Raw genomic sequence first — 21615 nt, forward strand, 5'->3', positions numbered from 1 at the left:
CCACCGATCAGCGCATCGACGTGATGGCCAGCAAGAAGATCGTGCTGCAGGCCGGCCAGACCCAGGTCACCCTGGAAGGCGGCGACATCACGTTCGCCTGCCCTGGCAACTTCACCGTCAATGCCAGTGAGCAACCTTTCAAGGCAGGGGAGAACGTTCCCGCGCAACTCGAAAGGCTGCCCGATTCTCGAGCAAAGCGATTCAGCGTCCAGTTTGTAGTCAAAGACCGGAACGAAGAACCTGTCGCGAACTTCGCTTACGCCATCACTAATTCCTCGGGAGAATCGTTCCGAGGCACAACAAACGAAAATGGCGAAACCATGCGTGTCTTTAGTACAACTGCGGAGAAGTTCGACCTAAGGCCAGACACCTGCGAATCCGAATCACAGCCCGCCCCACTATTTGCTGACCAATGTTGAGCCACAACATGAACCATCCAGTTCAAGGCAGGCCTCTCGCGTCGTCAATTGCGACCGAAAGCCACACAAAGAAGACCCCGGCACAAGTAATCAACAGGCGCGTTCAGTATCGAATTGTCGCGGCGCCACTTGACGCATCTCCAAGAGCGCCGGGCGCAAAGTATTCGGACAAAGTTGTAACTGACAGTGCCAGCAACTTGAATGGACTGCCGTTTGCCGTAACCGCAAAAGGCGACAACAAGCGAATTCTGCACCGCACACTTCAAGGCAAAAGTTACGCTGAATTTGGGCGCCCCCATCACACCGCAGAAATCAACGTGCCGGACGACGTCGTCGCCGTTGAAATATACCTGGGGAACGATGCCTATGAAGCACGACGCTTGCATCCACTATTCGTAGTGGCCCCGGATACGTCAGGCCTGACGATCATCGAGATCCACGAGATCCCACAGGTCCGGCTGACCAGATTGCAAGCTAGCACCGAGAGCGCCTCACGATACCCTGCAGCAGACCGCGGCCAAACCACGAAAATTCGCGACAACAACTTCATTGGCTACCTGACCGGGGATACGTGGAGAGATCTCTCGTATGAATTCACATCTGCCGATGTCCTACGACTATGTGGGGTTAGTTTCTTGGAGAGACCATTTATCGAAGACCGAGGCCGAAGTCGAGTCACTCCCTTGGAAGTTGGAGCAGGGGCAACGCTCCTTGGCCCAGTGAGGCCACAACGGCTGTTCGAACTATTTGAGCAGCATCCACCAGCAGAACCATTCAACGTCACAACCACTTCGCCTGGTGCAATTCGCAACAAAGATAAAGAAGTTCTCGCAATTCCAGACTGGACAGTTGTACTGAGTCCGATCTATGAAGGAAGAATCGAAGAGCTTTCTGGAGAGAGCCACGATCGACTCTCCGGATATGTGGACCTCCCTCTTGTCAACATCAGGGTGTCGTATCAAACGGGCGCTTTCGCCAACGCGGTTGGGGCGGGGTCAACCGTACGACCAGCCGATGTGTTGAAACGCACCAACCCCTTGGCGTACAAGGGAATAATCGAGGCCGCGTGGAAATCAGGGATTGACGAATTGACGATCAGCAGCACATGGCGTCCGATGCTCGGCTCAAAGTTGCACCGAATGGGCGTTGCCGTTGATGTAGTGTTTGTTGACGATTACGACGACCGCAACGTCAAGGGCAATGACGTAGAGAAGTTCAGGGCGCATATTGGATCTGGCAAGAGCCCTAGCGAACTATATTCGACATTCAGCGCGGTTGTCTTTAGTGACAACACCAACCTCACTGGATTCAAGGCCGACCCATGGCATCGAAAGGCGAGCGACAATTTGCACAAGAATCACCTGCACGTATCCGCTACCGACCCGGATGCCCGATGAACAGAAGTGTCCGCGGCCTGGGAATCTCGAGATTCCTCTTACCCATTCTTCTTGCCGCATCACTCCCCGCGCTGGCCGACGCGGCCAAATCTCCTGACGCCACAAGCTTCGAGCCTTGCGGCGCGCAATCGCTCCGGAGTTTTCGCGAGATCATCGTCACGAGAACGAGCCGCGGCAGCTTGCACGCCCCTCTGGACCTTGTCCCGATGATCCTCTGCGGAAACCGCGACGACGGAGTTCGACTCTCGACGGTGTACGACCACATGGCGGAACGCATGACTCATGTGGAAGAGCATACGGGCATGCCCCCGGTACGAAGTCAGGTCAAGAAGAGCTTGGAGCTCGCTGCCGAAATGATATTGGCCACGAACGTAGATTATGCAGAACTTTCCGCGTCGCAGGATTCGCTTCTCCTTGAATACTCTGGAGATGCTTGCTCCAGGCAAGTAAAGATTGAAGTTGTGCGGGGCGCCTGGCTGATCACCGAGTATGTTTCTTCTTGTGATTGAATTGGCACGCCGGTCGCCTGCCCACCACCTACCTGGTGAGCGACACCAAGGGCACGGCGGGTGCGTTCCACAAGTTGGAAACCGCCAAGGCGGTGTTGAAAGGACTGCGCTAGGGCGTCGACTCGTACCCAGACCATCCCAACTGGTCAGGGTTTGGTGGCGGCTGGTCCGCAGCCGTAGTCGGCCTGCGCCAGGCCGTTGCGAAACGGGTCGGTCAGCACGTCCGAGTAGCCGTCCTGCAGCCGTCGCTGCCTGGGCAACAGCCGGGCACGGAAGAAGCGGCTGAAGCGCGCCAGTCGCTGCCCGCGCGCGGTCAGGCGCACGCAGCCGTCGACGATGGCGATGGTGCCTGATGCCTGTTGCTCGGTCAGTCGCACGTCCGCCACCCGTTGCTCGCGGAAGTACTCGCCCGTCACCACCTCGTCGAAGCGATCCAGGCGGATGCCACCGCCGCGCTGCTGCAGCTTTTCCAGCAGGTAGAACGACAGGGACCGGTCGATGACGGTGGGCACCGAGATGGCGGCGATGTAGCCGCACATCAGCCAGATCGCGACCAGTTGCACGCGCTCGAACCCGTTGAACACCGCCAGGCCACGGGCGAACCACAGCGTCGGGAACGCCAGCGCGGCGGCCAGCACCGCGTCGAACAACGCGCCGTAGAACACCACGTCCACGCGGAACCACCGCACGTGGATGCAGTAGACCGCTGCCAGCAGCGCGCCGTAGACCATCAGCGAAACCAGCGCCCGCGAAAACTTTGCCATGGGGACCTCCGTGTCCAATGCCGGCGATGACGGGCCCGGCTCGGGGCCGGGCATCGCGCCAATCGGCCGCCCCCGTTCAACGGGAGCGCGCCGGCAATCAGGTCAGAAACTGAACAGGCGGCTCACCTTTACGAAGAACTGCTTGCCCGTGTGCAGGTCGAGGTCGCGGGTGCGCTCGACGACGTACGGGTTGCCGAACAGGCGCAGGTTCTCCTGCTGGTCGGTGTAGCCCACGTACACGGCCGTTCCCGGGTTGGGCGAGTAGCTGACCAGGATGTCGCCGGTCAGGCGCTTGCTGCGCTCGAACGCAAACAGGTTGGCGTTGGGCTCCAACACGGCGTAGTCGAAGATCACGTGCGCAGCCAGGAAGCGGTTGAACTGGTACTTGACCTTGGTGCGCGACAGCGTGTTGCGGAAGATGCGCGCGTCGCCGTCCTGGCCGGCGAGCGGCGAGCGCGCGCGCAGCTCATCCCAGATGAAGTTCTGGTCGATGCGCAACTGGGCGAACGGGCTGATGGTGAAGTCGACCTTCAGCTGCCGGGCATCGGCCAGGAACGGATCCAGCCCGGCCGCCGGGAAGTAGTTCACCGCCTTGCCGCCACTGACCGTGGCACCGATGGTCAACCATTTCAGCCATTCGGTGCTGGCGCCGAGCGAGTAGGAGTCCTTGCGGAATTCCAGGCCGGCGAAACGCTCGAAGGACTCGATCCAATGCCCTTCGAACTTGGTGTGGCGCAGGCCGTTGATCGTGAAGCCGGCATCGGCCTTCCAGTCCTGCAGCTCGTTGCGCTGGTCCCACGTGTGTTCGGTGATCAGCGACGGACCGGCACTGATCAGCCACGGCGCTTCGGGGAACTGCCAGGTGTAGGCGGCGGACTGGTACAGCTGGCGGATGTCGGTGCGCGGAACGAAGCCCAGTTCGGTTTCGAAATCGCGCGAGATGTCGATGTACTGCCCGTCGTAGGTGAAGTTGCGTCCGCCGCGCGTTGCCTGGAGGAACATCAGGTGGCCATCGCGACCGACGCCTTCGGCCTCCTGCGAACGGCTGCGCACCGCCTGTGCCGCCACCGCCCAGTTGTCGTTGACCTTCAGGCGCGTGTCGAGGCCGAAGACCTTGTTGGACTGGTGACCAACGTCGCGATGGGTGTACAGCATGCCCACGTTGGACTGCTCGGCGAAGTCGCGCTGCAGGCGCACCACGCCGATCTTGCCGGTGGCATCGGCGTCTTCGCCGGTGACGGTCGCCCCGGCCTGCTCGTCGTCGATCAAGAGTCCACCGATTGCCCAACGACCGACGCGGCCGGTGACGCGTGCGCCGTATTCTGGCTCGACGATGCGACGGGAGAAGAACAGGCTGACGGGCGTACCGAAGAAGCTGGAGTTCTCGAGGAAGAACGGCCGCTTCTCCGGAAACAGCACCTCGAACCGCTGGTTGACGATAACCTGCGGCTCGTCGGACTCGACTTCGCTGAAGTCGGGGTTGACAGTGAGGTCGACGGCCAGCGCATCGTTGATCACGAACTTGGCGTCGATGCCGGCTTCGCTGCGCTGGCGGCGTCCGATGTGCGGATTGCCCTGCGCGTCGGGGCCCAGTGCCCGGGTATTGCGGTAGGACGCATGCGGGATGACCTGGATGTTGCGGCCCGGGGAAATGCTGTCCTCGATGCGCGCGTCGGCGAACTGCGGGACGAACCCTTCCTTGCGCTCGGTGATGTACGGCCAGTACGCGAACTCGTTGGTGCGCGGGATGATCCGGTTGACCGCGATGCCCCAATCCTGCGCCGCGCCCTTCTCGAAGCGCAGGCTCTTGAACGGGATCTCCATCGTCACGACGAAGCCATCGGCGGTCACGCGACCGTCGGACGTCCATTGCGTGTCGAAGTTGAAGTCGTAGCCCAGGCCTTCGGTCAGGCGGCTGTCCATCTGCACGCCGAACGGATTGGCGGAGAACACGTACGCACGTTGCCGGTCGTGGAAGGTGTCGAGGAACACCTGCACGCCCTCGTCGCCGAAGATGTCGTCGCGACGCGCGATGCGCGCACGCACCAGCGCCGGGTCGTCCTTGCAGACGAACACGATGTAGAGGTTGGTGTCGTCATAGGAAAGGTAGGCCTTGGTATCGAGCGACACCGGATCACCGTCGCCCGGGGTGTTCTGGCGAAAGCCCGTCACTTCAACACCCGCGTCGGCGGGCACGCCACCGACGTAATCGTCCAGCCTGGGAGCATGCACGGCACGCGGAATGCGCAGGGCATCGTCGGCCAGTGCCGGAGAAGCGCAACCCAGCAGCGCCAGCAACAACAGCAAAGCGTTAGTACGTCGCATCGGGAACGAACCTTCGGAAAGGGAAACGTTGGAAATCAGGCGGCCGCCGGAATGGCGGAATCGTCATGAGGCAGGGAACCACCGCCGGCGCCGTGCGCGGACGGGCGTCGCAGGACAACCCAGAGACACAGCGCGACGGCGACCAGCTGACTGGCCGTGGACACCGCCATGCGTGGCGCCACGTCGGACAGGCCGATGCCTTCGAACGGAAGCACCGCCGCCAGCGCCAGCCAGGCCAGCGCGGCACCGACAAGCCAACGTCGCGTCGTCGGCCAGGCAGCGGCAAGCAGGCCCCACAGCCACAGCGGCGCGAACAGGCCGTTGTGATCGGGCACGAACGGGCTGCGGAACGCGGCCAGCGTCAGCAGCGCAATCCAGACCGCAGCGCGCTCCAGGCGCGACATCTGTGCCGTGCGTCGCGCGGCCAGCACCGTCAGCGCCACGATGAGCGCCGTCCATGCCCACGCCACCTTGCCCGCCAGGGCGCGGTCCATGCCGTCCACGCCCAGCGCCTTGAGCTTGAGAACGAGGCCGGGCACGGAGGCATTGATGGTGTTGACCCATTCCAGCCCCTCGAACTCGAGGAACGCCCACGCTTCGCCGCTGAGGATTCGCGGCGCCTGGTAGTGCACGAAGGCGTCGAACGGCGCCGCGCCCAGCCACGCGTAGACCGCCACGGTGTAGAGCACGGAGAACGCCAGCGTCCATCCCACGGCACGCCACTGGCGCGTGGCGATCAAGTAGATGCCGAGCAGCCCCGGAAACAACTTGAACACCGCAAAGCCCAGCAATGCGCCGCCGAGCAGCGGCCGGCCGCGCTCGAACGACACCATCGCCAGCACTGACATCGCAATCGCGGCAAGCTGGAAGTTGCCCAGCTGCAAGGTCACCAGCACCGGGCTGGCCAGCCACACCGCCGGCAGCAGCAGCGCCGCGCGGCGTCCGACCGAACCGCCCACCCAGCGACACAGCGCCACCATCGCGCCGCCCACCAGCGCCGTTTCGAGCACGAACCATGCAGCGCGCAGCGACAGGAAGTCGCCACCCAGCGCAGTGCCCACGGCCGGCAGCAGCAGGAACTGCGGCAAGTAGAAGAATTCGTCGATCTTGAACCGCCCGGCAAAGCCCGCGTAATGCGAGGTGTCGTAGAGGTTCTCGACCCCAGACCGCGCCAATTCGGCGGCCTGCCAGTACGCGGAGTAGCAGCTGTGGCCGACGTAGAAGGGGTCGAACCAGAACGCCGACGACTGCGCGTGCTGCGGATCGGCCATGAACCAGGCCACGCCCGCCGAGCGCAGTGCCGCCAGCACGGCCACCGCCAGCCATGCCACGCACCACGCCGCGTGCGTGCGTCGCAGCTCGTCCCATTCGTGTGGCAGTCGACGCGCCAGCGACGGCACGACGGCCATCCCCAGCACTGCCGCGACCAGCGCGGACACATCCAACCGAAGGCCCAGCGCGACGCCGGCAACGGCGACGACGGGCGCAACCAGGGCGATGACAAGGCCGGCAACCACCCAACGTTCGGGCGAGACACGCACGGCCGCACGACGATCGTGACTCAGAGTCACTTGCATAGGATTCCCTTCCCCTACCGAAACAGATGGCACGCACCTGGCTGGTCGCTGCGCCAGTGATGGCGATCGACCCGACCCGGGCGGCGATGCCGCAACGCCGTGGCGCTGCGACGGACTGACTGGTATTTCCCCATTCCTAGGGTAGCCGACATCCGGCTACCGTTTCAGTGCCCCCTCGACCTTCCCCGAGAAGAAGAACTGGTGCAGCTCGTTGAAGTCGTCGAACACCACATCGCTGCCCGCATCGGTGCCGCTGCCGTTGACGTGGTCGACGCGCAGCAGCGTGGTGATGCCGAACGGTCGCGCGCCGGCCACGTCGTTGATCGGGTGGTCGCCCACCATCCAGATGTTGCGCGGCTCGATTCCTAGCTTGTCGATCGCCAGCCGGAACGGCGCTTCCTGTGGCTTGTCGGCGCCGGCTTCCTCCGAGGTCACGACGTAGTCGAAGCAATCGTCCAGTCCGAAGTAGATGATCTTGCGGAACTGAATCTGCGAGGTCAGGTCGGTGATGATGGCCGTGCCGATGCCATTGCTGCGCAACGCCAGCAGGAAGTCGTGCACGCCCGGAAACAGCTCGCAGTGCGACAGGAAGGTTCGCCAGTACGTCTGCTCCAGGTCCAGCGTGATCACCAGCTGCGTCTTGCGACCCAGCAGTTCGATGCCACGTTGGAAATACAGCAGCCGGCTGTGCGAACTGGCGGTCTTGCCCAGCTGTCGCTTCACTTCCTCGCGCGCCTGGGCGAACGCGCCGCGCACGTCCGCGGCATCCACGCCCAGCAGGCGCACCGCCTTGGCCTCCGCGGCCGCCATGGCCCGCGCGTGCGGCGGATCGTAGGCGTACAGCGTGTTGTCGGTGTCGAAGATGATGGCCTGCGGCGAACGCAGGGGCTTTCCGTCGGTATGGAGTCTGAGCGTCATGCGATCTGGCCGTTAGCGGATGCGGTTCTTGAGGGATTCTTCGATCTGGATCAGCACCAGAAGCTGCATGATTCCGCTCATGCCACCTTCCCACTGCGGGTGGATGTCGAGCATTTCCTGCAACCCCGGAACCAGCTGCCTTGCCGCAAGGCCAATGTCTTCGGCGGCGACGTCGCCCTCGATGATCATTTCCACGTCGCCCGTCTCCCCGACCTGCTGCACATCCAGGTGCAGCCCGCAGATGCCGATCAGGATGCGCGCCATGCGCTCGTGCGACGTGCCCTGACGGATCAGCGCCAGCAACTTCAAACGCGCCAGGTCTGGCGAGGCGGCAGTCAGCAGATGGCTGGCGTTCACCGGCATCAACCGCAGGACCAGACTGGCCGCCGCGCGTTGCGGGTGGATGTGGCGACGTGCGTCGACGGCGCGGCGTTCGAGCGACTTCAGGACCTGCTCGCGGTCGTGGCCGCGCTGGTTGACGTCGCGATGCAGTTTCCACGCGCGGCGCAGGTCCTCGTCGACATCGAGGAACACGCTGGCATCGAAGCGCTCGTAAAGGCGCGGCATGTGCAGCGCGTGCAGGCCCGACGCGATGACCACGTCGTTGCGGTCCAGGCGTGAAGGCGGCAGGAAACGTCCGCCAACGTGGTCGTACTGCCGGCAGTGGATCGGCTTGCCGTCCATCAGTGCCAGCACGTCGTTGTTGAAGCGCTGCAGGTCGTTGGCGCGCGGATTGAGATGGGTCAGCCCCTTCCACATCGGCGCGAAGCGATCCCACACGTGGTAGTCGTCGCCCGACACGTGCACCACCGAGTGCTCGCCGAACATTCCCGCCAACGCCAGGCTGAGCGTGTCCTTGCCCGAGCCGGAATCGCCGGCGATGCCCACCGTCACCGGCTTCTGGCCCAACCGGTAGTAGTCGTTGCGCGCCACGCGTTCGCGCACCATCTGCACCAGCAGCACCAGCCCGGTCGCCACGATCAGCGTGTAGCCAAGCGAGTGCGCGTGCGGCGTCATCAGGGTGCCGGCGCGGGCCAGCGCCGGCCCCGGATCGAGCTGCAACAACGGCAGTGCCGCTCCACTGGAGGTCACCAGGCGCAGGCCCACCAGCAGCACCGAGAATCCGCCGGCCAGCACGCGTGCACTGCGATCGCCCTGCAGTTGATGGGCGACCAGGAACGGCACCAGCCACAGGTACCAACCCGGCGGCGCGGGCGTGGCCAGTACCACCAGGAAGAACGACAGACCGGTGGCGGCCAGCAACAGGTCGAAGCTGATGCGCCGCAGGCGCCACACCCCGTAGGCCGCCAACAGGTACAGCAGCGGCGTCAGGTACAGGCGCAGCGACGGCCCCAGCGGCAGGGCAAGGTCGAACACACGCGCCGATTCGGGCGTGCCGAACACCATCGAGACAAATCCCGGCGACAGCAACCACGGCACCACCGCCAGCGTTGCCGCCGCGCAACCGATCGCAAACGGCCGCAGCAGCGATCGCAGCCGCTTGTTGCGCCACAGGTAGATGCCGATGAAGGGGACCGCCAGCACCATGCTGAACTTCGCCGCCAGCGCCAGGCCCAAGGCGACCCCGCTGGCGGTCGCGCGGTACTGGCGGATCAGCAGCAGCGACAGCAGCAGCAGGGCCACCGGCACGATGTCGGTCTGCCCGTTCCAGTACGTCACGTACAGCGCGATCGGCGACCACCAGTACAGCCACAGCAGCTTGCGAGGCTGCTCGGGGAACAACCGGTACAGCAGGTACAGCGTCGCCACGTCCGCGCCCAGCAGGCCCAACCGGAAGCCGGCCGCGCCCAGCGCATCGGTTCCCGCAGCCCAGTCGGCCAGCATGCCCAGCAGCGTGCCCGGGAGGTGCACCAGCAGCATCACCGGACCATACGGGTAGGCCATCGGCGTACCGCCGGCGGCAAGGAACCCGGACCAGGGGTCCAATGACGGGTTGGCGATGGCGTGCTGGAGAAACGGCACGAACCACTGCTGCTGGATCTGCGGAACCAGCAGGACAACCAGCACGAGCTTCAGCGCAAGCCCCGCCCGGAACACCGGATCCCGCCACAGGCGCGCTGACGTCACTGCCACAGCCCGGGCTCCTTGGTGCAAACCGCGTCGGCGACGATGCCCTCGCGCGTAAGCATTTCGCGCAGCGCGGAAATCTCCGCGACCGGTCGCCCCTGCAGCTCCGGCGACACCAGGCACAACCGGAATCCGCCCTGTCGCAGCCGCTCGGCCTGGGCGCGGTCGAGCGGGAACCGGGTGAAGCAATCCACCCACACCCATTCGACCTTGCCGGCCAACGACAAGGCCGTATCGATCGACTCGAACTCGGACACCCGCACCGCGCAGCGTCGTTCGCCGCGATTGGCGGTGCGCACCAGGAACGGGAAGGACTGGTCGAGGAAGAAGTAGTCGTCGATGCCGTGCGCCTGCATCATCGCGATGAGTCGCTCCTCCAGGCCTTCTTCCTTGACGTTGAGGATCAGCAGGCCATGGCGGTAATGCGACAGCCAGTCGACGAAGCGCTCGCCGTCGACGAAGGCGTCGTGGTGGATGATGAGTTCGTCGCCGCGACTGCGCAGATCGAGCTCCACGCCGAGCTGCTCCGGCGTCTGCCGCAGCTCTTCGACGGTATTGCGTCGGTGGCGGACGATGATCATGCGTGGCCCCGCAGGTCCCGGCGCATCCGCAGGCTGAAGTCCACGGTGCGCTGGATGAAGCGGAGCTTGGCCCGCCAGTTCACGTTCCAGTGCGACACGCCGTGCGCGCGCTCGCCAAATCGCACCCGCACGCGTCGCACCTGCAATCCACTGCGCTTGGCCTGGTAGTACGCGTACAGGTCGAGCGCGAAATCGTGGGGCGGATCCTGCCAACGCTCGAAGAACGCACGCGGAAACATCGTCGGCTGGGCATTGATGTCCCACATCGCGCGCCGCAACAGCAGCGTCTCGAATACCGACATGCCCACGGTGAACGCGACATCGGCAGGCGGGCGTCCGTACCGACGTCCCTTCACGAACCGGCCCACGGCCTCCGGCGCACTGCCCATCGCCGCCAGGCCACGCAACGCATCGCCTGGATCGGTCTGCATGTCCGCGTGGGTCCAGCCAAGAATGGTGCCGCGTGCGGCGCGCAGGCCGGCCAGGATGCCGAAGCCATAGCCCTGGTTTCGTTCGACCTGCACGCTGCGGATGCGGGTCTGCCCGGCGAGCAGTTCGCGCAACACCTCCGCCGAATCGTCGGTCGACCCGTTGTCGACCAGGATCACTTCGACCGCGAGCGCTTCGGCGTCTAGCGCTTCGGCGTCGATCGCTTCTGCGCCATCGCCGTCGAGGACTTCGCGCAGGCGCCTCACCAGCAGCGGCAGATTGCGCGCCTCGTTGTAGCAGGGGATCACCAGCGACAGACGCACACCATCGACGGAGATGCCGGTGGTGGAAGGATCCATCGCGGCGGCGGCGTCATCGGTCGGCGCATTGGTAGCGGCATGCCCGAACACCAGCAGCTTCAACCCGATGAAGTTCAGCGTCGCCGACACGCCGGTGGCGCAGACGAACGCCGCGATCAGGGTGACTTCGCTCCGCCCCAGCAACGCCAGCACGGCCCAGTTCACCAGCACGTTGGCGGCCAGCGCCCCCAGGTACACCGCGACGAATCGCAACAGTTCGCGACGATGGACACCCGTGTCCAAGCGAAACGTGAACGTGCGGTTGGCGACGTACGCGAAGACCGCGCCGCCAACGTAGCCGGCCACTTTTGCCGCGTGCAGATCCAGGCCCAGTGCGAGCAACCCGCGGTACACCGCGAAGTCGATCGCCACCGCGGTCAGACCGACCAGCACGAAGCGCGCGAGCTCACCGCGCAGCCTCGCCGGCAGCATTGCCGAAGCCGCGCTCAACACGACCAGCGCTTCGGCTGGCGCAGGCGATACTGCCGATCGAGCGTCACCTTCGCTTCGGCGGGAACGCGCGCATCGTTCTCCAGCCGGTACGGATGCGCGTGCCACTTGTGGAAGCAGGACTGCCAGTACTCGAACGTGCGCAGGTCGTCTGGCGTTCCCCAGCACAGGTAATGGTCGACCTCGAACACGCGGCACTGCAGCCCCATCGCGACCGCGTCATTGATGCAGCTGTCGACGTAGAACTCGCCATTGACCAGCCCATCGCGATCGATCATCGCGTTGGCGGCGCGGACGAAATCGCCGGCACGCCGGAAGGTGAAGGTGCCCAGCACGATCGGATCGCGCCCGGGATCGGCCAGCGGTTGCTTGACCGAGATGCCGTTCACGCGCCCGGCCGTCTCGTCGACCCAGCCGTAGTGGTGCGGCCGGCGCGCGCTGCCTGGATACCCGCGCGCCACCCACACGATCACGTCGACATCCGGCGCAGCGAGCAGCGCCGAGAACGCCTGCGCGTCGAACAGCGCGCCGTTGTCGCAGGCGCCGATCGTCAGCGGCTGCGCGGGATCGAGGCCGTCGACGCCAAGCAGGCAGGTGCGCGCCTGGCCGTCGGTGACCTGCTCCAGTTCGATCAGGCCGCAATCGGGAAAGCGCTCGCGCAGTGTCGCGGCGATGTCGTCGTGGCCTGGCAGGTCGCGGCGCTGCACGAACACGTGCCGAGCCGGCCGCGGCAGGTCGCGTGTCGCCTGCACCACCATCGGCTCGCCCGAGACCGCGATCAGCGGCTTGGGCAGCGCATAGCCCTGCTGCGCGAAACGCGCGCCCTGCCCTGCCATCGGCACCATCACCGCACCGTCGTGGCGCGGTGGCGGCGCGGTCTCGCGGCGCGGATCACCAAGCGCACGAAACGCGTCCGACCAGTAGCGGTACTCGGCCAGGTCCTCGGGCGTTCCCCACTGCATGAAGTGGTTGAGCTCGTAGACGGCGATGCTGCGGCCGTCTTCCAGCAACGGCTTGTAGGCCAGGCTGACGTAGTACTCGCCGCCCAGCGTCAGGTCGGCGCGTGCCATCGTGCGAGTGAACGCGTCGCGCATCAGCGCGCCCGTCGCGAAGTAGTACGTTCCGCTGGAGGCGAATTCGCGGGTGGGCTGATCGGTGTAGGGCTGCTTTTCCTGGATGTCGAGGACGCGGCCCCGCTCCTGCCGCACATAGGCGTAGTTGGTCGACCCCATCATGTGCGGGTGGAATCCCGTGTAGCAGGGAATCGCACCGTCGCAACCGCTCTGCGTGACGAATGCCTTGAAGTCGGCGTAGTCCCAGGCGCAGGTGAAATCGCAGTAGTTGACGATCGTCGGTGCGTCCGGATCGAGCCGGTCGATCACCTGCAGCACCGCGTTGACCGGCCCCAGCTTGTGCGGCGCGATGCCAACGACCCGACCTGTCGGGCAGTAGTGCGCGAGCACCTCGGCCATCCGGAAAGCCGGATCGTCCAGGTGCTCCTGGTTGCACACGAAAACGAAATCCGTCTCGCCCGGGAACAGGTCGATCACGTGGGCGATGATCGGCTTGCCATCCACCTCGATGAGCGGCTTGGGTACGCGATAGCCCGCACGACGGAAGCGCTCACCGAAGCCCGACATCGGTATGACGATCTGCATTGCATTCCTTCCTTGGAAAACCACGACTCAGTCCGGAGACAAACGCTCTCGGGACCGCCGGTAGGCCTCGGCCTCCCAGTCCGTCAGTGCGGCAACTTCCTCTCTGGCCAGATAGACCAGTCCCCTTGCGTCCTGCAGGCGCAGCCCCACCCGCGCCAGGCAGCCCAGCATGGCCCGGGCTCCGTCGCTGATGCCCGGAGCCAGCAGCACGCCGGCGCCGGGCACGGTCGCATAGACCGGTGGTCCGGCGCCACCATCGACCGCTTCGGCCACGGCCCTCGATACCGGCGATCCCGGAGCCACCAGCGCCGGCCGCGTGCCCAGGAACACCACGTGGTCCGGATACAGCACGCCACCTTGCGCGGCCTGCAACGTCACCGCGTCGGTGGCGACGGCGTGCAGCAGGGGATCTTCGGGAATCAGCCACCCCAGGTCGTTTGCCGCGCGCAGACATGCCGTGTCGGCAGGCGGCGGTTCGCGCACGGGAAGACGCAGCCGTCGCTCCACATCCTGCAGACGACGCTCGACCGATTCGCAGTCATCGCCGCCCACCACCAGGCCGTGATTGGCAAGCACCAGGACGTCGGGCGCGGTGTCGGCCGTTGCCAGCACCTCGGCCACGGCACGGGTCAACGGGTACCCCGGTCGGCGGTACGGCACCCAGGCCCAGTGCAGCCCGTGCAACCGGGATGACAATGCCGCCTGCGCGTCATCGCGCACCGCCCAGGCGATGGTGTTGACCGAATGCACGTGCGCGACCACCGAGTGCGGCAGCAGCGCGTGCAACGACGTTTCGATCGACGGTCGCAACCCGCCATGAGGCTGCAGACGGGCGACCCGATCCTCGCCATCCACCTCGTCCAGCGCCGCCCGGACGGCCGCCAACGGCAGGGGCACGAAGATGTCGCGGTCCATCGCGTGGGCCAGCCAGGTTCCCGAGGCCTTGACCCACAACACCCCTCCATGCTTAACGGACGTGTTACCACCGCCCCCTTGCACAAGGTCGCGATTAGCGCCGATCTTCGCCGAAAACTCAGACAACGCCACCAAGTCAGCCACTGCCATCGTCAGCAACCCCCGCCCGCCGGGCGGCGGGACTGGCCGCGATTGTGGTCATTTCCGTTCTCGATTGCAGCTATCTGAACGGGACCGCAATCCATGTCACACTCCGAAGCACGGGCCCGCCGTACGATCGAGTCGTACTGCGAATGGAACGCGGCAGGGGATGCCGCGCTCCCGGGAGCAGCCTCACGCCATCTCGCGATGGCGATCGAGGCGGGCGCGGTGCAAGGGGAGATTTTCAGAAGCAGGTGATTCCAGAGTTGCGGCGGGTGACGGCGTTTGCTGTCGTCCGCGGCTCTGCCGTGTCGGCGGTTTCTTACAGGGACGTTCACGCAAGATGAGTGATTTCGAACAGCGCATTGCCGATCTTTCGCCCGCAAAACGCGAGTTGCTTCGCCAGATCGCCGCCCGCCAACGCGCCGGGCAGAACCGCATCCAACCGCGGCCGCGCCCCGAGCGCATTCCGCTGACCTTCGGGCAGCGCCGCCTGTGGCTGCTGGACCAGCTCACCCCGAACCTGATCGCCTACAACGAGTCCTGCGCGCTGTGGCTGGATGGCGAACTGGACGCCTCCTGCCTGAGGCATGCCGTGCAGGCGCTCTCCGATCGCCACGAAGGCCTGCGCACCGTGTTTCGCAGCCAGCACGGCGAGCCGTCGCAACACATCCTCGACCGCGTCGACGTGCCGTGGCAGGCGCTGTCCGCGCAAGGCACCACCGACGCCGAGCGACGCGATGCGGCGCTGGCGTTGGCGCGCACTGCGCACGACCAGCCGTTCGACCTCAGTCGCGACGCGATGCTGCGTGCGACGTTGATCGACGCCGGCGCGCAACGGCACCTGCTGGTGCTGACGCTGCACCACATCGCCGTCGATGGCTGGTCCTGCTCGGTCCTGGTCAGCGAACTGCAGGCGCTGCACGACGCCGCCCGTGCCGGCACCCCGGCCGATGCGCTGAAGGACGTGCTGCCGCCCCCGGCGTTGCAGATCGCCGACGTGGCCCTGTGGCAGCACGATGCCCTTGGCGCCGACGCCCTGCAGACCCAGCTGGATTACTGGCAGCAGCATCTGGACGGCGCGGCCGCCACGCTCGACCTGCCGTCCGACCGTTCGCGCCCGGCCGTGCAGAGCTTCCGAGGCGCACTGTGGTCCACGCAGATTCCCGCGGACCTGTACGAACGCCTTGAAGCCCTCGCGCGCCAGCGCCAGGCAACGCTGTCGATGGTGTTCCTCGCCGCGTTCCAGGCGCTGCTGGCGCGCTACACCGGCCAGGACGACGTCGTGGTGGCGATGGGCGTGGCCGGCCGCGCGCGGGTCGAGCTCGAATCGGTGGTCGGTTTTCTCGTCAACACGTTGGCGCTGCGTACACGCGTCCCCGACGACACCAGCTTTGCCGACCTGCTCGAACAGGTGCGCGGCCACGTGCTGGGCGCCATGGAAAACGCCGACGCGCCGCTGGACCGCGTGCTCGAAGTACTGCGCCTGCCGCGCTCGACCAGCCACACACCGCTGGCGCAGGTCATGTACTTCTTCCAGAACTTCCCCACCCAGACCCATGCCCTGGCGGGCCTGCATGTGCAGGCCGCGGACAAGGTCGAACTCGCGCCAACCACAGCACTCGCGGACCTCACGCTGTTCGTGAACCAGCAGGCCGAACGCGAGGTGATGTTCGAGTACAGCACCGACCTGTTCGACGAGGCGACCATCGCGCGACTGGGTGGCCACCTGCTGACGTTGCTTGCCGCCGCGACCGCCGACCCGCACGCACGCGTGGCCACGCTGCCACTGTTGACCGGCGCCGAGCGGGATGAGCTGGCCCGCTGGAACGACGATACCCGTCGCGAACTTCCCAATGAGCGCACGCTGGCGGCGCTGATCGAAGCCCAGGTGGAACGCACGCCCGAAGCCGTCGCCCTGTCCTTCCACGACCGCGCGCTGCACTACCGCGAGCTGGATCAGCGCAGCAACGCGCTGGCCCACCGGCTGCGCGATGCCGGCGTCCGACCCGGCTCGCTGGTTGGCCTGTATGTCGACCGGTCGGTGGAAATGCTGATCGGCCTGCTGGGCATCCTCAAGGCCGGCGGGGCCTACGTCCCGCTGGACCCGACCTACCCGACCGAGCGCCTGGCCTACATGCTGGAAACGTCGGCGGCGCGCGTGCTGGTCACCCACCGCGCGCTGCTCGACGAGCTGCCGGCAAGCTTCCGCGATGCCGGCGTCGACATCGTGGTGCTGGCCGATGCCGACGAGGCACTGGGTGCGGACGCCGAGCACGCTCCCGACGACGGTGCCGGCCCGGACGACCTCGCGTACGTGATCTTCACCTCCGGCTCGACCGGCAAGCCCAAGGGCGTGGCGATCCCGCAGCAGGCCGCGGTGAACCTGCTGCGCTCGGTGGCGCGCGAGCCGGGCGTCGCCGCTGGCGATTCGGTGTGCGCGATCAGCACGTTGTCGTTCGACATCGCGTTGTTCGAGCTGGTGCTGCCGTTGACCGTCGGCGCGCAGATCGTGCTGGCCGATCGCGACACCGCACGCGACGGGCTCGCGTTGCGCCGCATGATCGATACCCGCGCGCCCTCCGTGATGCAGGCCACACCCGCCACCTGGCGCATGTTGCTCGAAGTCGGCTGGCGCGGAACGCCGGGGCTGAAGAAGATCATCTCCACCGGCGAAGCGTTGCCGCGCGAGCTCGCCGACCGCCTGCTGCCGTGCGCGGACGAGTTGTGGAATCTGTATGGCCCGACCGAGACCACCGTGTACTCGGCGTTGTGCCGTGTCACCGCCGGCGATGGCCCGATCCTGGTCGGCAAGCCGGTCGACAACACGCAGATCCACATCGTCGACAAGCACATGCAGCACACGCCGACCGGCGTCCCGGGCGAGCTGCTGATCGGTGGCGATGGCCTCGCGGTCGGCTACCACGGGCGGCCGGACCTTACGGCCGAGAAGTTCATCGCCGACCCGTTCACCGCCCGACCGGGTGGCCGCCTGTATCGCACCGGCGACCTGGCGCTGTGGCGTCGCGACGGCACCATCGAGGTGATCGGGCGTATCGATCACCAGGTGAAGCTGCGCGGCTTCCGCATCGAACTGGGCGAGATCGAGGCCGTGCTCGCCCAGCACCCCGGCGTGACACAGGCCGTAGTGCATTGCCGCGAAGACAGCCCCGGCGACAAGCGCCTGGTCGCCTACGTGACCGCCGATTCCACGCCGACGGTCGCCGCGTTGCGCGACCATCTGAAGGCCACGCTGCCCGATTACATGGTGCCCAGCGCATTCGTGGTGCTGGACGCGTTTCCGCTCACGCCCAATGGCAAGGTCGATCGCCGCGCGCTGCCCGCGCCCGAACTGGTCGCCGGTGCCGCAGACGAAGGCGAACGGATCGCGCCGCGCACCGAGGAAGAAACCACCCTGGCCGAGTTGTGGGGGCAACTGCTCAACCGTCGGCAGATCGATGTCCGCGAGAACTTCTTCGACGTCGGCGGGCATTCACTGCTCGCCACGCAGTTGCTGGCCCGCATCGAGCAGGCGTTCTCGGTGGAGTTGCCGCTGCGCGCGCTGTTCGAGGCGCCCACCCTCGAGCAATTGGCCGCACGCATCGCCACCGAGCGCGAGCGCCTGCAGCCCGACGATCTGGAGGCGTTGCTGCTCAGCCTGGAACACCTCAGCGACGAAGAAGCCAGCGCACGCCTGCTGGCGACGACCGCGCGACCCGGGGACGTGTGATGAGCGATCTGAACGAACGCCTGGCCGGCCTCTCGCCGGAGAAGCGGGCACTGCTGATGCAACAACTCGCCCGGCAGGGCGCGACGAAGAAGGCCGGGATCGGCCGCCGCCTGCGCCCGGACCGCATCGCGCCGTCATCGGCGCAGCAGCGGCTGTGGATCCTCGACCAGCTCAGCCCTGGATCGGCGGTCTACAACGTTCCCGCCAGCCACTGGCTGCAGGGCGTGCTGGACATCGCGGTGCTGCAGCGCGCGTTCGACGAGATCGTGCGCCGTCACGAGAGCTTGCGCACGGTGATCGCCTGCGACGACGCCGGCGCGCACCAGCAGGTGCAGTTGCCCGCGCCCGTGCCGGTGACGCGCCTGGACCTGCGCCACCTGCCGACGGACGCACGTGAGTCGGCCGCGCTTGCTGCCGCCCGCGACGAGGCCGCACGGCCGTTCGACATCACGCGCGGTCCGTTGCTTCGAGCGCTGCTGGTGCAGCTCGCCGACGACCGCTACCTGCTCACGCTCAACGCACACCACATCGCGGTGGACGGCTGGTCGCTGGGCATCGTCCACGACGAGCTGCACCAGCTGTACACCGCCTTCCAGGCAGGCCGGGAATCGCCACTGGCCGAGTTGCCGGTGCAGTACGTCGACTACGCGATGTGGCAGAACGAACAGCTCGACACCGACGCGATGCGCCAACAGCTCGCGTACTGGCAGGAGCACCTGTCGGGCCGGCTTCCGGTGCTGGAGCTGCCGGGAGACCGCGCGCGTCCTGCGGTGCAGAGCCACCGCGGCGAGGTGTCGCGCAGCCTGCTGCCGACGGCCGACTACGAGAACCTCAAGCGACTCTGCCGGCAAGAGAGGGTGACACCGTTCATGGCCGTGCTGGCCGCCTTCAACACCTTGCTGCTGCGCTACTCGGGCCAGGCCGACCAGATCATCGGCGTCGGCGTCGCCAACCGAAGCCGCGAGGAGCTGGAGCCGCTGATCGGCTTCTTCGTCAACACCCTGGCGCTGCGTACGGATCTGTCGGGCAATCCGACGTTCCGCGAACTGCTGGCGCGGGTGAAGGACGCCACGCTGGGTGCCTATTCACACCAGGACCTGCCAATCGAGCGATTGATGGAAACGCTCGATCTCGATCGCGCGCTCAGCCATTCGCCGTTGTTCCAGGCGATGCTGTTCTTCCAGAACTTCCCGAGCGGCGATGCGCACCTGCCCGGCTTGACGCTGACGCCGATCGACTTCGACCGGATCAACCAGGGCACCGCACGGACCGACCTGTCCCTGTTTGCCAGCGAGGCCGACGAAGGCCTCTGGCTGTTCCTCGAATACGCCACCGACCTGTTCGACGAGGCAACCGTCGTTGCGTTCTCGCGTCACCTTCGTCAGTTGCTGCGTTCGGTGGTGGCCGATCCCTCGCGACGCATCGCTGAGCTGGCGATCCTCGACGACGACGAACGCCGGCAGGTGCTGTGCGACTGGAACGACACGCGCCGCGACATACCGTTCGACGTGCCGCTGCACGCACTGGTCGAGGCGCAGGTGGCGCAGCGTCCGGACGCGGTGGCGATCGAGCACGACGGCAATCGACTCACGTACGCCGAGCTCGACGCGCAGGCCGACGCGCTGGCCAACGTGCTGGTCGCGCACGGCGCTGGCCCCGGCGAGCTGGTTGGCCTGTTCGTCGAGCGCTCGCCGCGCATGCTGGTCGCGCTGCTGGGCGTGCTCAAGGCCGGTGCCGCCTACGTGCCGCTGGACCCCGGGTATCCGGCCGAGCGACTGGCGTTCATGCTCGAGGATGCGGCGGCGCGCCTGGTGGTGACCGAGCGCGACTTGCTGCCGCAGCTTCCCGTCTCCACGGCCCGCCCGGTGCTGATCGAGGATGCGCTGAGGGACGGCAATCCGGATCGGACGAACCGCGCCGCGTCCGGCGTGGGTCCAGAAGACCTGGCGTATGTGATCTTCACGTCCGGTTCGACTGGCCGTCCCAAGGGCGTGCAGATTCCGCATCGCGCCGCCGTGAACTTTCTTGCATCGGTCGCGCGCGAGCCGGGGCTGTCCGCCGGCGACGCGCTGTGCGCCGTCACCACGCTGTCGTTCGACATCGCGCTGCTGGAGCTCCTGCTGCCGCTGACCGTGGGCGCGCGCATCGTCTTGGCCGATCGTGCCACCGCCAGCGACGGCGCGGCGTTGGTCGCCCTGCTCGCGCGCTCGGGCTGCACGGTGATGCAGGCGACCCCGGCAACCTGGCGCATGTTGCTCGACGCCGGTTGGCAGGGCGGCGACCTGCGCGTGCTGTGCGGTGGCGAAGCGTTGACGCGCGAGCTGGCCGATCGACTGCTGCGCTGCACCGCGCAGGTGTGGAATCTCTACGGCCCGACCGAGACCACGGTGTGGTCGACGGTCGAGCGCATCGGCACAGATGACACGTCGATCAGTATCGGGCGTCCACTGGCCAACACCGAAGTCTACGTCGTCGACGCCAACCTGCAGCCCGTGCCCGTCGGGGTGCCGGGCGAGTTGCTGATCGGCGGATTGGGGGTCGCGCGAGGCTATCTCTCGCGGCCGGACCTCACCGCCGAGAAGTTCATTCCCGATCCGTTCGGCACACGTCCCGATGCGCGCCTCTACCGCACCGGCGATCTCGCGCGTTGGCGGCGCGACGGCAAGCTGGAAGTGGTCGGACGCATCGATCACCAGGTGAAGCTGCGCGGATTCCGCATCGAGTTGGGCGAGATCGAATGCGTGCTCGCCGAACATGCGGCCGCGCGACAGGTCGTGGTGGCGTGTCGCGAGGATCGCCCCGGTGACAAGCGCCTGGTCGCCTATGTCGTCGCGCACGACGGCGCCGTTCCCACCAACGCCGAGTTGCGCTCGTTTGCCCGCGAGCGACTGCCCGAGTACATGGTGCCGGCCACCTGCGTGGTGCTTGCCCAGTTGCCCATGACACCCAACGGCAAGGTCGACCGGCGCGCGCTTCCGGCGCCCGATTCCGATGCCAGCGAGTCGGACGCCTTCGTCGCACCGCGCAATGCCGAAGAGGAAGTCCTGACAGGACTGTGGGCCGAAGTGCTGGGCCGCGAACGTGTCGGCATCCACGACGACTTCTTCGACCTGGGCGGTCACTCCCTGCTTGCCACCCAGTTGATCACGCGGGTGAACAAGGCCTTTGGCGGCGAGGTGCCATTGCGCCTGCTGTTCGAGGCGCCAACGGTCGCGGCCTTCAGCGAACGACTGTTGCAACACCGCATGGACGACGTCGACGACGACGCGCTGGCCGGGATGCTCGATCAGCTCGAAGGCCTGTCGGACGAACAGATCCAGGCACTACTGGCCGAAACCAGTAGCTGACGCCCGCC

14 protein-coding genes are annotated in these 21615 nt (G+C 66.3%); 5 read left to right on the top strand and 9 right to left on the bottom strand.

What is annotated here, in order from left to right; translation table 11 throughout:
• The 3 genes from EER27_RS14355 to EER27_RS14360 form a co-directional block, all read left to right on the top strand.
• On the top strand, window positions 1-419 hold a 419-nt coding region (locus tag EER27_RS14355; RefSeq protein ID WP_123088828.1), incomplete at its 5' end, for a DUF2345 domain-containing protein.
• 8 nt (window positions 420-427) lie between these two features.
• Window positions 428-1816, top strand: a complete 1389-nt coding sequence (locus tag EER27_RS16975) for a hypothetical protein (protein ID WP_148041040.1) — start codon at window positions 428-430, stop codon at window positions 1814-1816.
• Entirely contained in the window at window positions 1813-2325 is a 513-nt protein-coding gene (locus EER27_RS14360; RefSeq protein WP_123088829.1) for a hypothetical protein, read from the top strand. The genes EER27_RS16975 and EER27_RS14360 overlap by 4 nt, the downstream gene beginning before the upstream one ends.
• A gap of 146 nt (window positions 2326-2471) precedes the next feature.
• Here EER27_RS14360 and EER27_RS14365 read toward each other — a convergent pair whose 3' ends face one another.
• The 9 genes from EER27_RS14365 to EER27_RS14405 form a co-directional block, all read right to left on the bottom strand.
• Window positions 2472-3089 (bottom strand): hypothetical protein, encoded by a 618-nt coding sequence (locus EER27_RS14365; protein WP_123088830.1) that lies wholly within the window; start codon window positions 3087-3089, stop codon window positions 2472-2474.
• A 102-nt stretch (window positions 3090-3191) separates the two neighbouring features.
• A complete protein-coding gene (locus EER27_RS14370; RefSeq protein ID WP_123088831.1) occupies window positions 3192-5414 on the bottom strand; it encodes a carbohydrate binding family 9 domain-containing protein in 2223 nt (740 codons plus the stop codon).
• A 35-nt stretch (window positions 5415-5449) separates the two neighbouring features.
• On the bottom strand, window positions 5450-6991 hold the full coding sequence (locus EER27_RS14375; RefSeq protein WP_123088832.1) for a glycosyltransferase family 87 protein: 1542 nt from the start codon (window positions 6989-6991) through the stop codon (window positions 5450-5452).
• A 156-nt stretch (window positions 6992-7147) separates the two neighbouring features.
• Complete coding sequence (locus EER27_RS14380; RefSeq protein ID WP_123088833.1) at window positions 7148-7909, bottom strand: HAD family hydrolase; 762 nt, start codon at window positions 7907-7909, stop codon at window positions 7148-7150.
• A 12-nt stretch (window positions 7910-7921) separates the two neighbouring features.
• Complete coding sequence (locus EER27_RS14385) at window positions 7922-10003, bottom strand: phosphoribulokinase/uridine kinase (protein ID WP_148041041.1); 2082 nt, start codon at window positions 10001-10003, stop codon at window positions 7922-7924.
• Entirely contained in the window at window positions 9994-10578 is a 585-nt protein-coding gene (locus tag EER27_RS14390) for a phosphatidylinositol-specific phospholipase C/glycerophosphodiester phosphodiesterase family protein (protein ID WP_123088835.1), read from the bottom strand. Before EER27_RS14390 ends, EER27_RS14385 begins: the two co-directional genes overlap by 10 nt.
• Window positions 10575-11798 carry a GtrA family protein gene (locus EER27_RS17500; protein ID WP_123088836.1) on the bottom strand — a complete coding sequence of 408 codons (1224 nt, stop codon included), beginning with the start codon at window positions 11796-11798 and terminating at the stop codon, window positions 10575-10577. The genes EER27_RS14390 and EER27_RS17500 overlap by 4 nt, the downstream gene beginning before the upstream one ends.
• Window positions 11799-11812: 14 nt before the next feature.
• Window positions 11813-13474 (bottom strand): NTP transferase domain-containing protein, encoded by a 1662-nt coding sequence (locus tag EER27_RS14400; protein WP_123088837.1) that lies wholly within the window; start codon window positions 13472-13474, stop codon window positions 11813-11815.
• A 27-nt stretch (window positions 13475-13501) separates the two neighbouring features.
• Window positions 13502-14539 (bottom strand): class II aldolase/adducin family protein, encoded by a 1038-nt coding sequence (locus EER27_RS14405; protein ID WP_123088899.1) that lies wholly within the window; start codon window positions 14537-14539, stop codon window positions 13502-13504.
• A 334-nt stretch (window positions 14540-14873) separates the two neighbouring features.
• Between EER27_RS14405 and EER27_RS14410 the strand changes: the two genes are divergently transcribed.
• Window positions 14874-18260 carry a non-ribosomal peptide synthetase gene (locus EER27_RS14410; protein ID WP_190285818.1) on the top strand — a complete coding sequence of 1129 codons (3387 nt, stop codon included), beginning with the start codon at window positions 14874-14876 and terminating at the stop codon, window positions 18258-18260.
• Window positions 18260-21607: a non-ribosomal peptide synthetase gene (locus tag EER27_RS14415; RefSeq protein WP_123088839.1), complete on the top strand. Its 3348-nt coding sequence runs from the start codon at window positions 18260-18262 to the stop codon at window positions 21605-21607. Before EER27_RS14410 ends, EER27_RS14415 begins: the two co-directional genes overlap by 1 nt.
• The last annotated feature ends 8 nt before the right edge of the window (window positions 21608-21615 follow it).

Origin of the sequence: Montanilutibacter psychrotolerans (assembly GCF_003719825.1) — a bacterium.
In the GTDB taxonomy this organism is placed as follows: Bacteria; Pseudomonadota; Gammaproteobacteria; order Xanthomonadales; family Xanthomonadaceae; genus Montanilutibacter; species Montanilutibacter psychrotolerans.

Excerpts from the sequence above, each read along its gene's own strand:
- EER27_RS16975 (WP_148041040.1), top strand. The coding sequence starts at position 428 with ATGAACCATCCAGTTCAAGGCAGGCCTCTCGCGTCGTCAATTGCGACC.
- EER27_RS14360 (WP_123088829.1), top strand. The coding sequence starts at position 1,813 with ATGAACAGAAGTGTCCGCGGCCTGGGAATCTCGAGATTCCTCTTACCC.
- EER27_RS14365 (WP_123088830.1), bottom strand. The coding sequence starts at position 3,089 with ATGGCAAAGTTTTCGCGGGCGCTGGTTTCGCTGATGGTCTACGGCGCG.
- EER27_RS14370 (WP_123088831.1), bottom strand. The coding sequence starts at position 5,414 with ATGCGACGTACTAACGCTTTGCTGTTGTTGCTGGCGCTGCTGGGTTGC.
- EER27_RS14375 (WP_123088832.1), bottom strand. The coding sequence starts at position 6,991 with ATGCAAGTGACTCTGAGTCACGATCGTCGTGCGGCCGTGCGTGTCTCG.
- EER27_RS14380 (WP_123088833.1), bottom strand. The coding sequence starts at position 7,909 with ATGACGCTCAGACTCCATACCGACGGAAAGCCCCTGCGTTCGCCGCAG.
- EER27_RS14390 (WP_123088835.1), bottom strand. The coding sequence starts at position 10,578 with ATGATCATCGTCCGCCACCGACGCAATACCGTCGAAGAGCTGCGGCAG.
- EER27_RS17500 (WP_123088836.1), bottom strand. The coding sequence starts at position 11,798 with ATGCTGCCGGCGAGGCTGCGCGGTGAGCTCGCGCGCTTCGTGCTGGTC.
- EER27_RS14400 (WP_123088837.1), bottom strand. The coding sequence starts at position 13,474 with ATGCAGATCGTCATACCGATGTCGGGCTTCGGTGAGCGCTTCCGTCGT.
- EER27_RS14405 (WP_123088899.1), bottom strand. The coding sequence starts at position 14,539 with ATGGCAGTGGCTGACTTGGTGGCGTTGTCTGAGTTTTCGGCGAAGATC.
- EER27_RS14410 (WP_190285818.1), top strand. The coding sequence starts at position 14,874 with ATGAGTGATTTCGAACAGCGCATTGCCGATCTTTCGCCCGCAAAACGC.
- EER27_RS14415 (WP_123088839.1), top strand. The coding sequence starts at position 18,260 with ATGAGCGATCTGAACGAACGCCTGGCCGGCCTCTCGCCGGAGAAGCGG.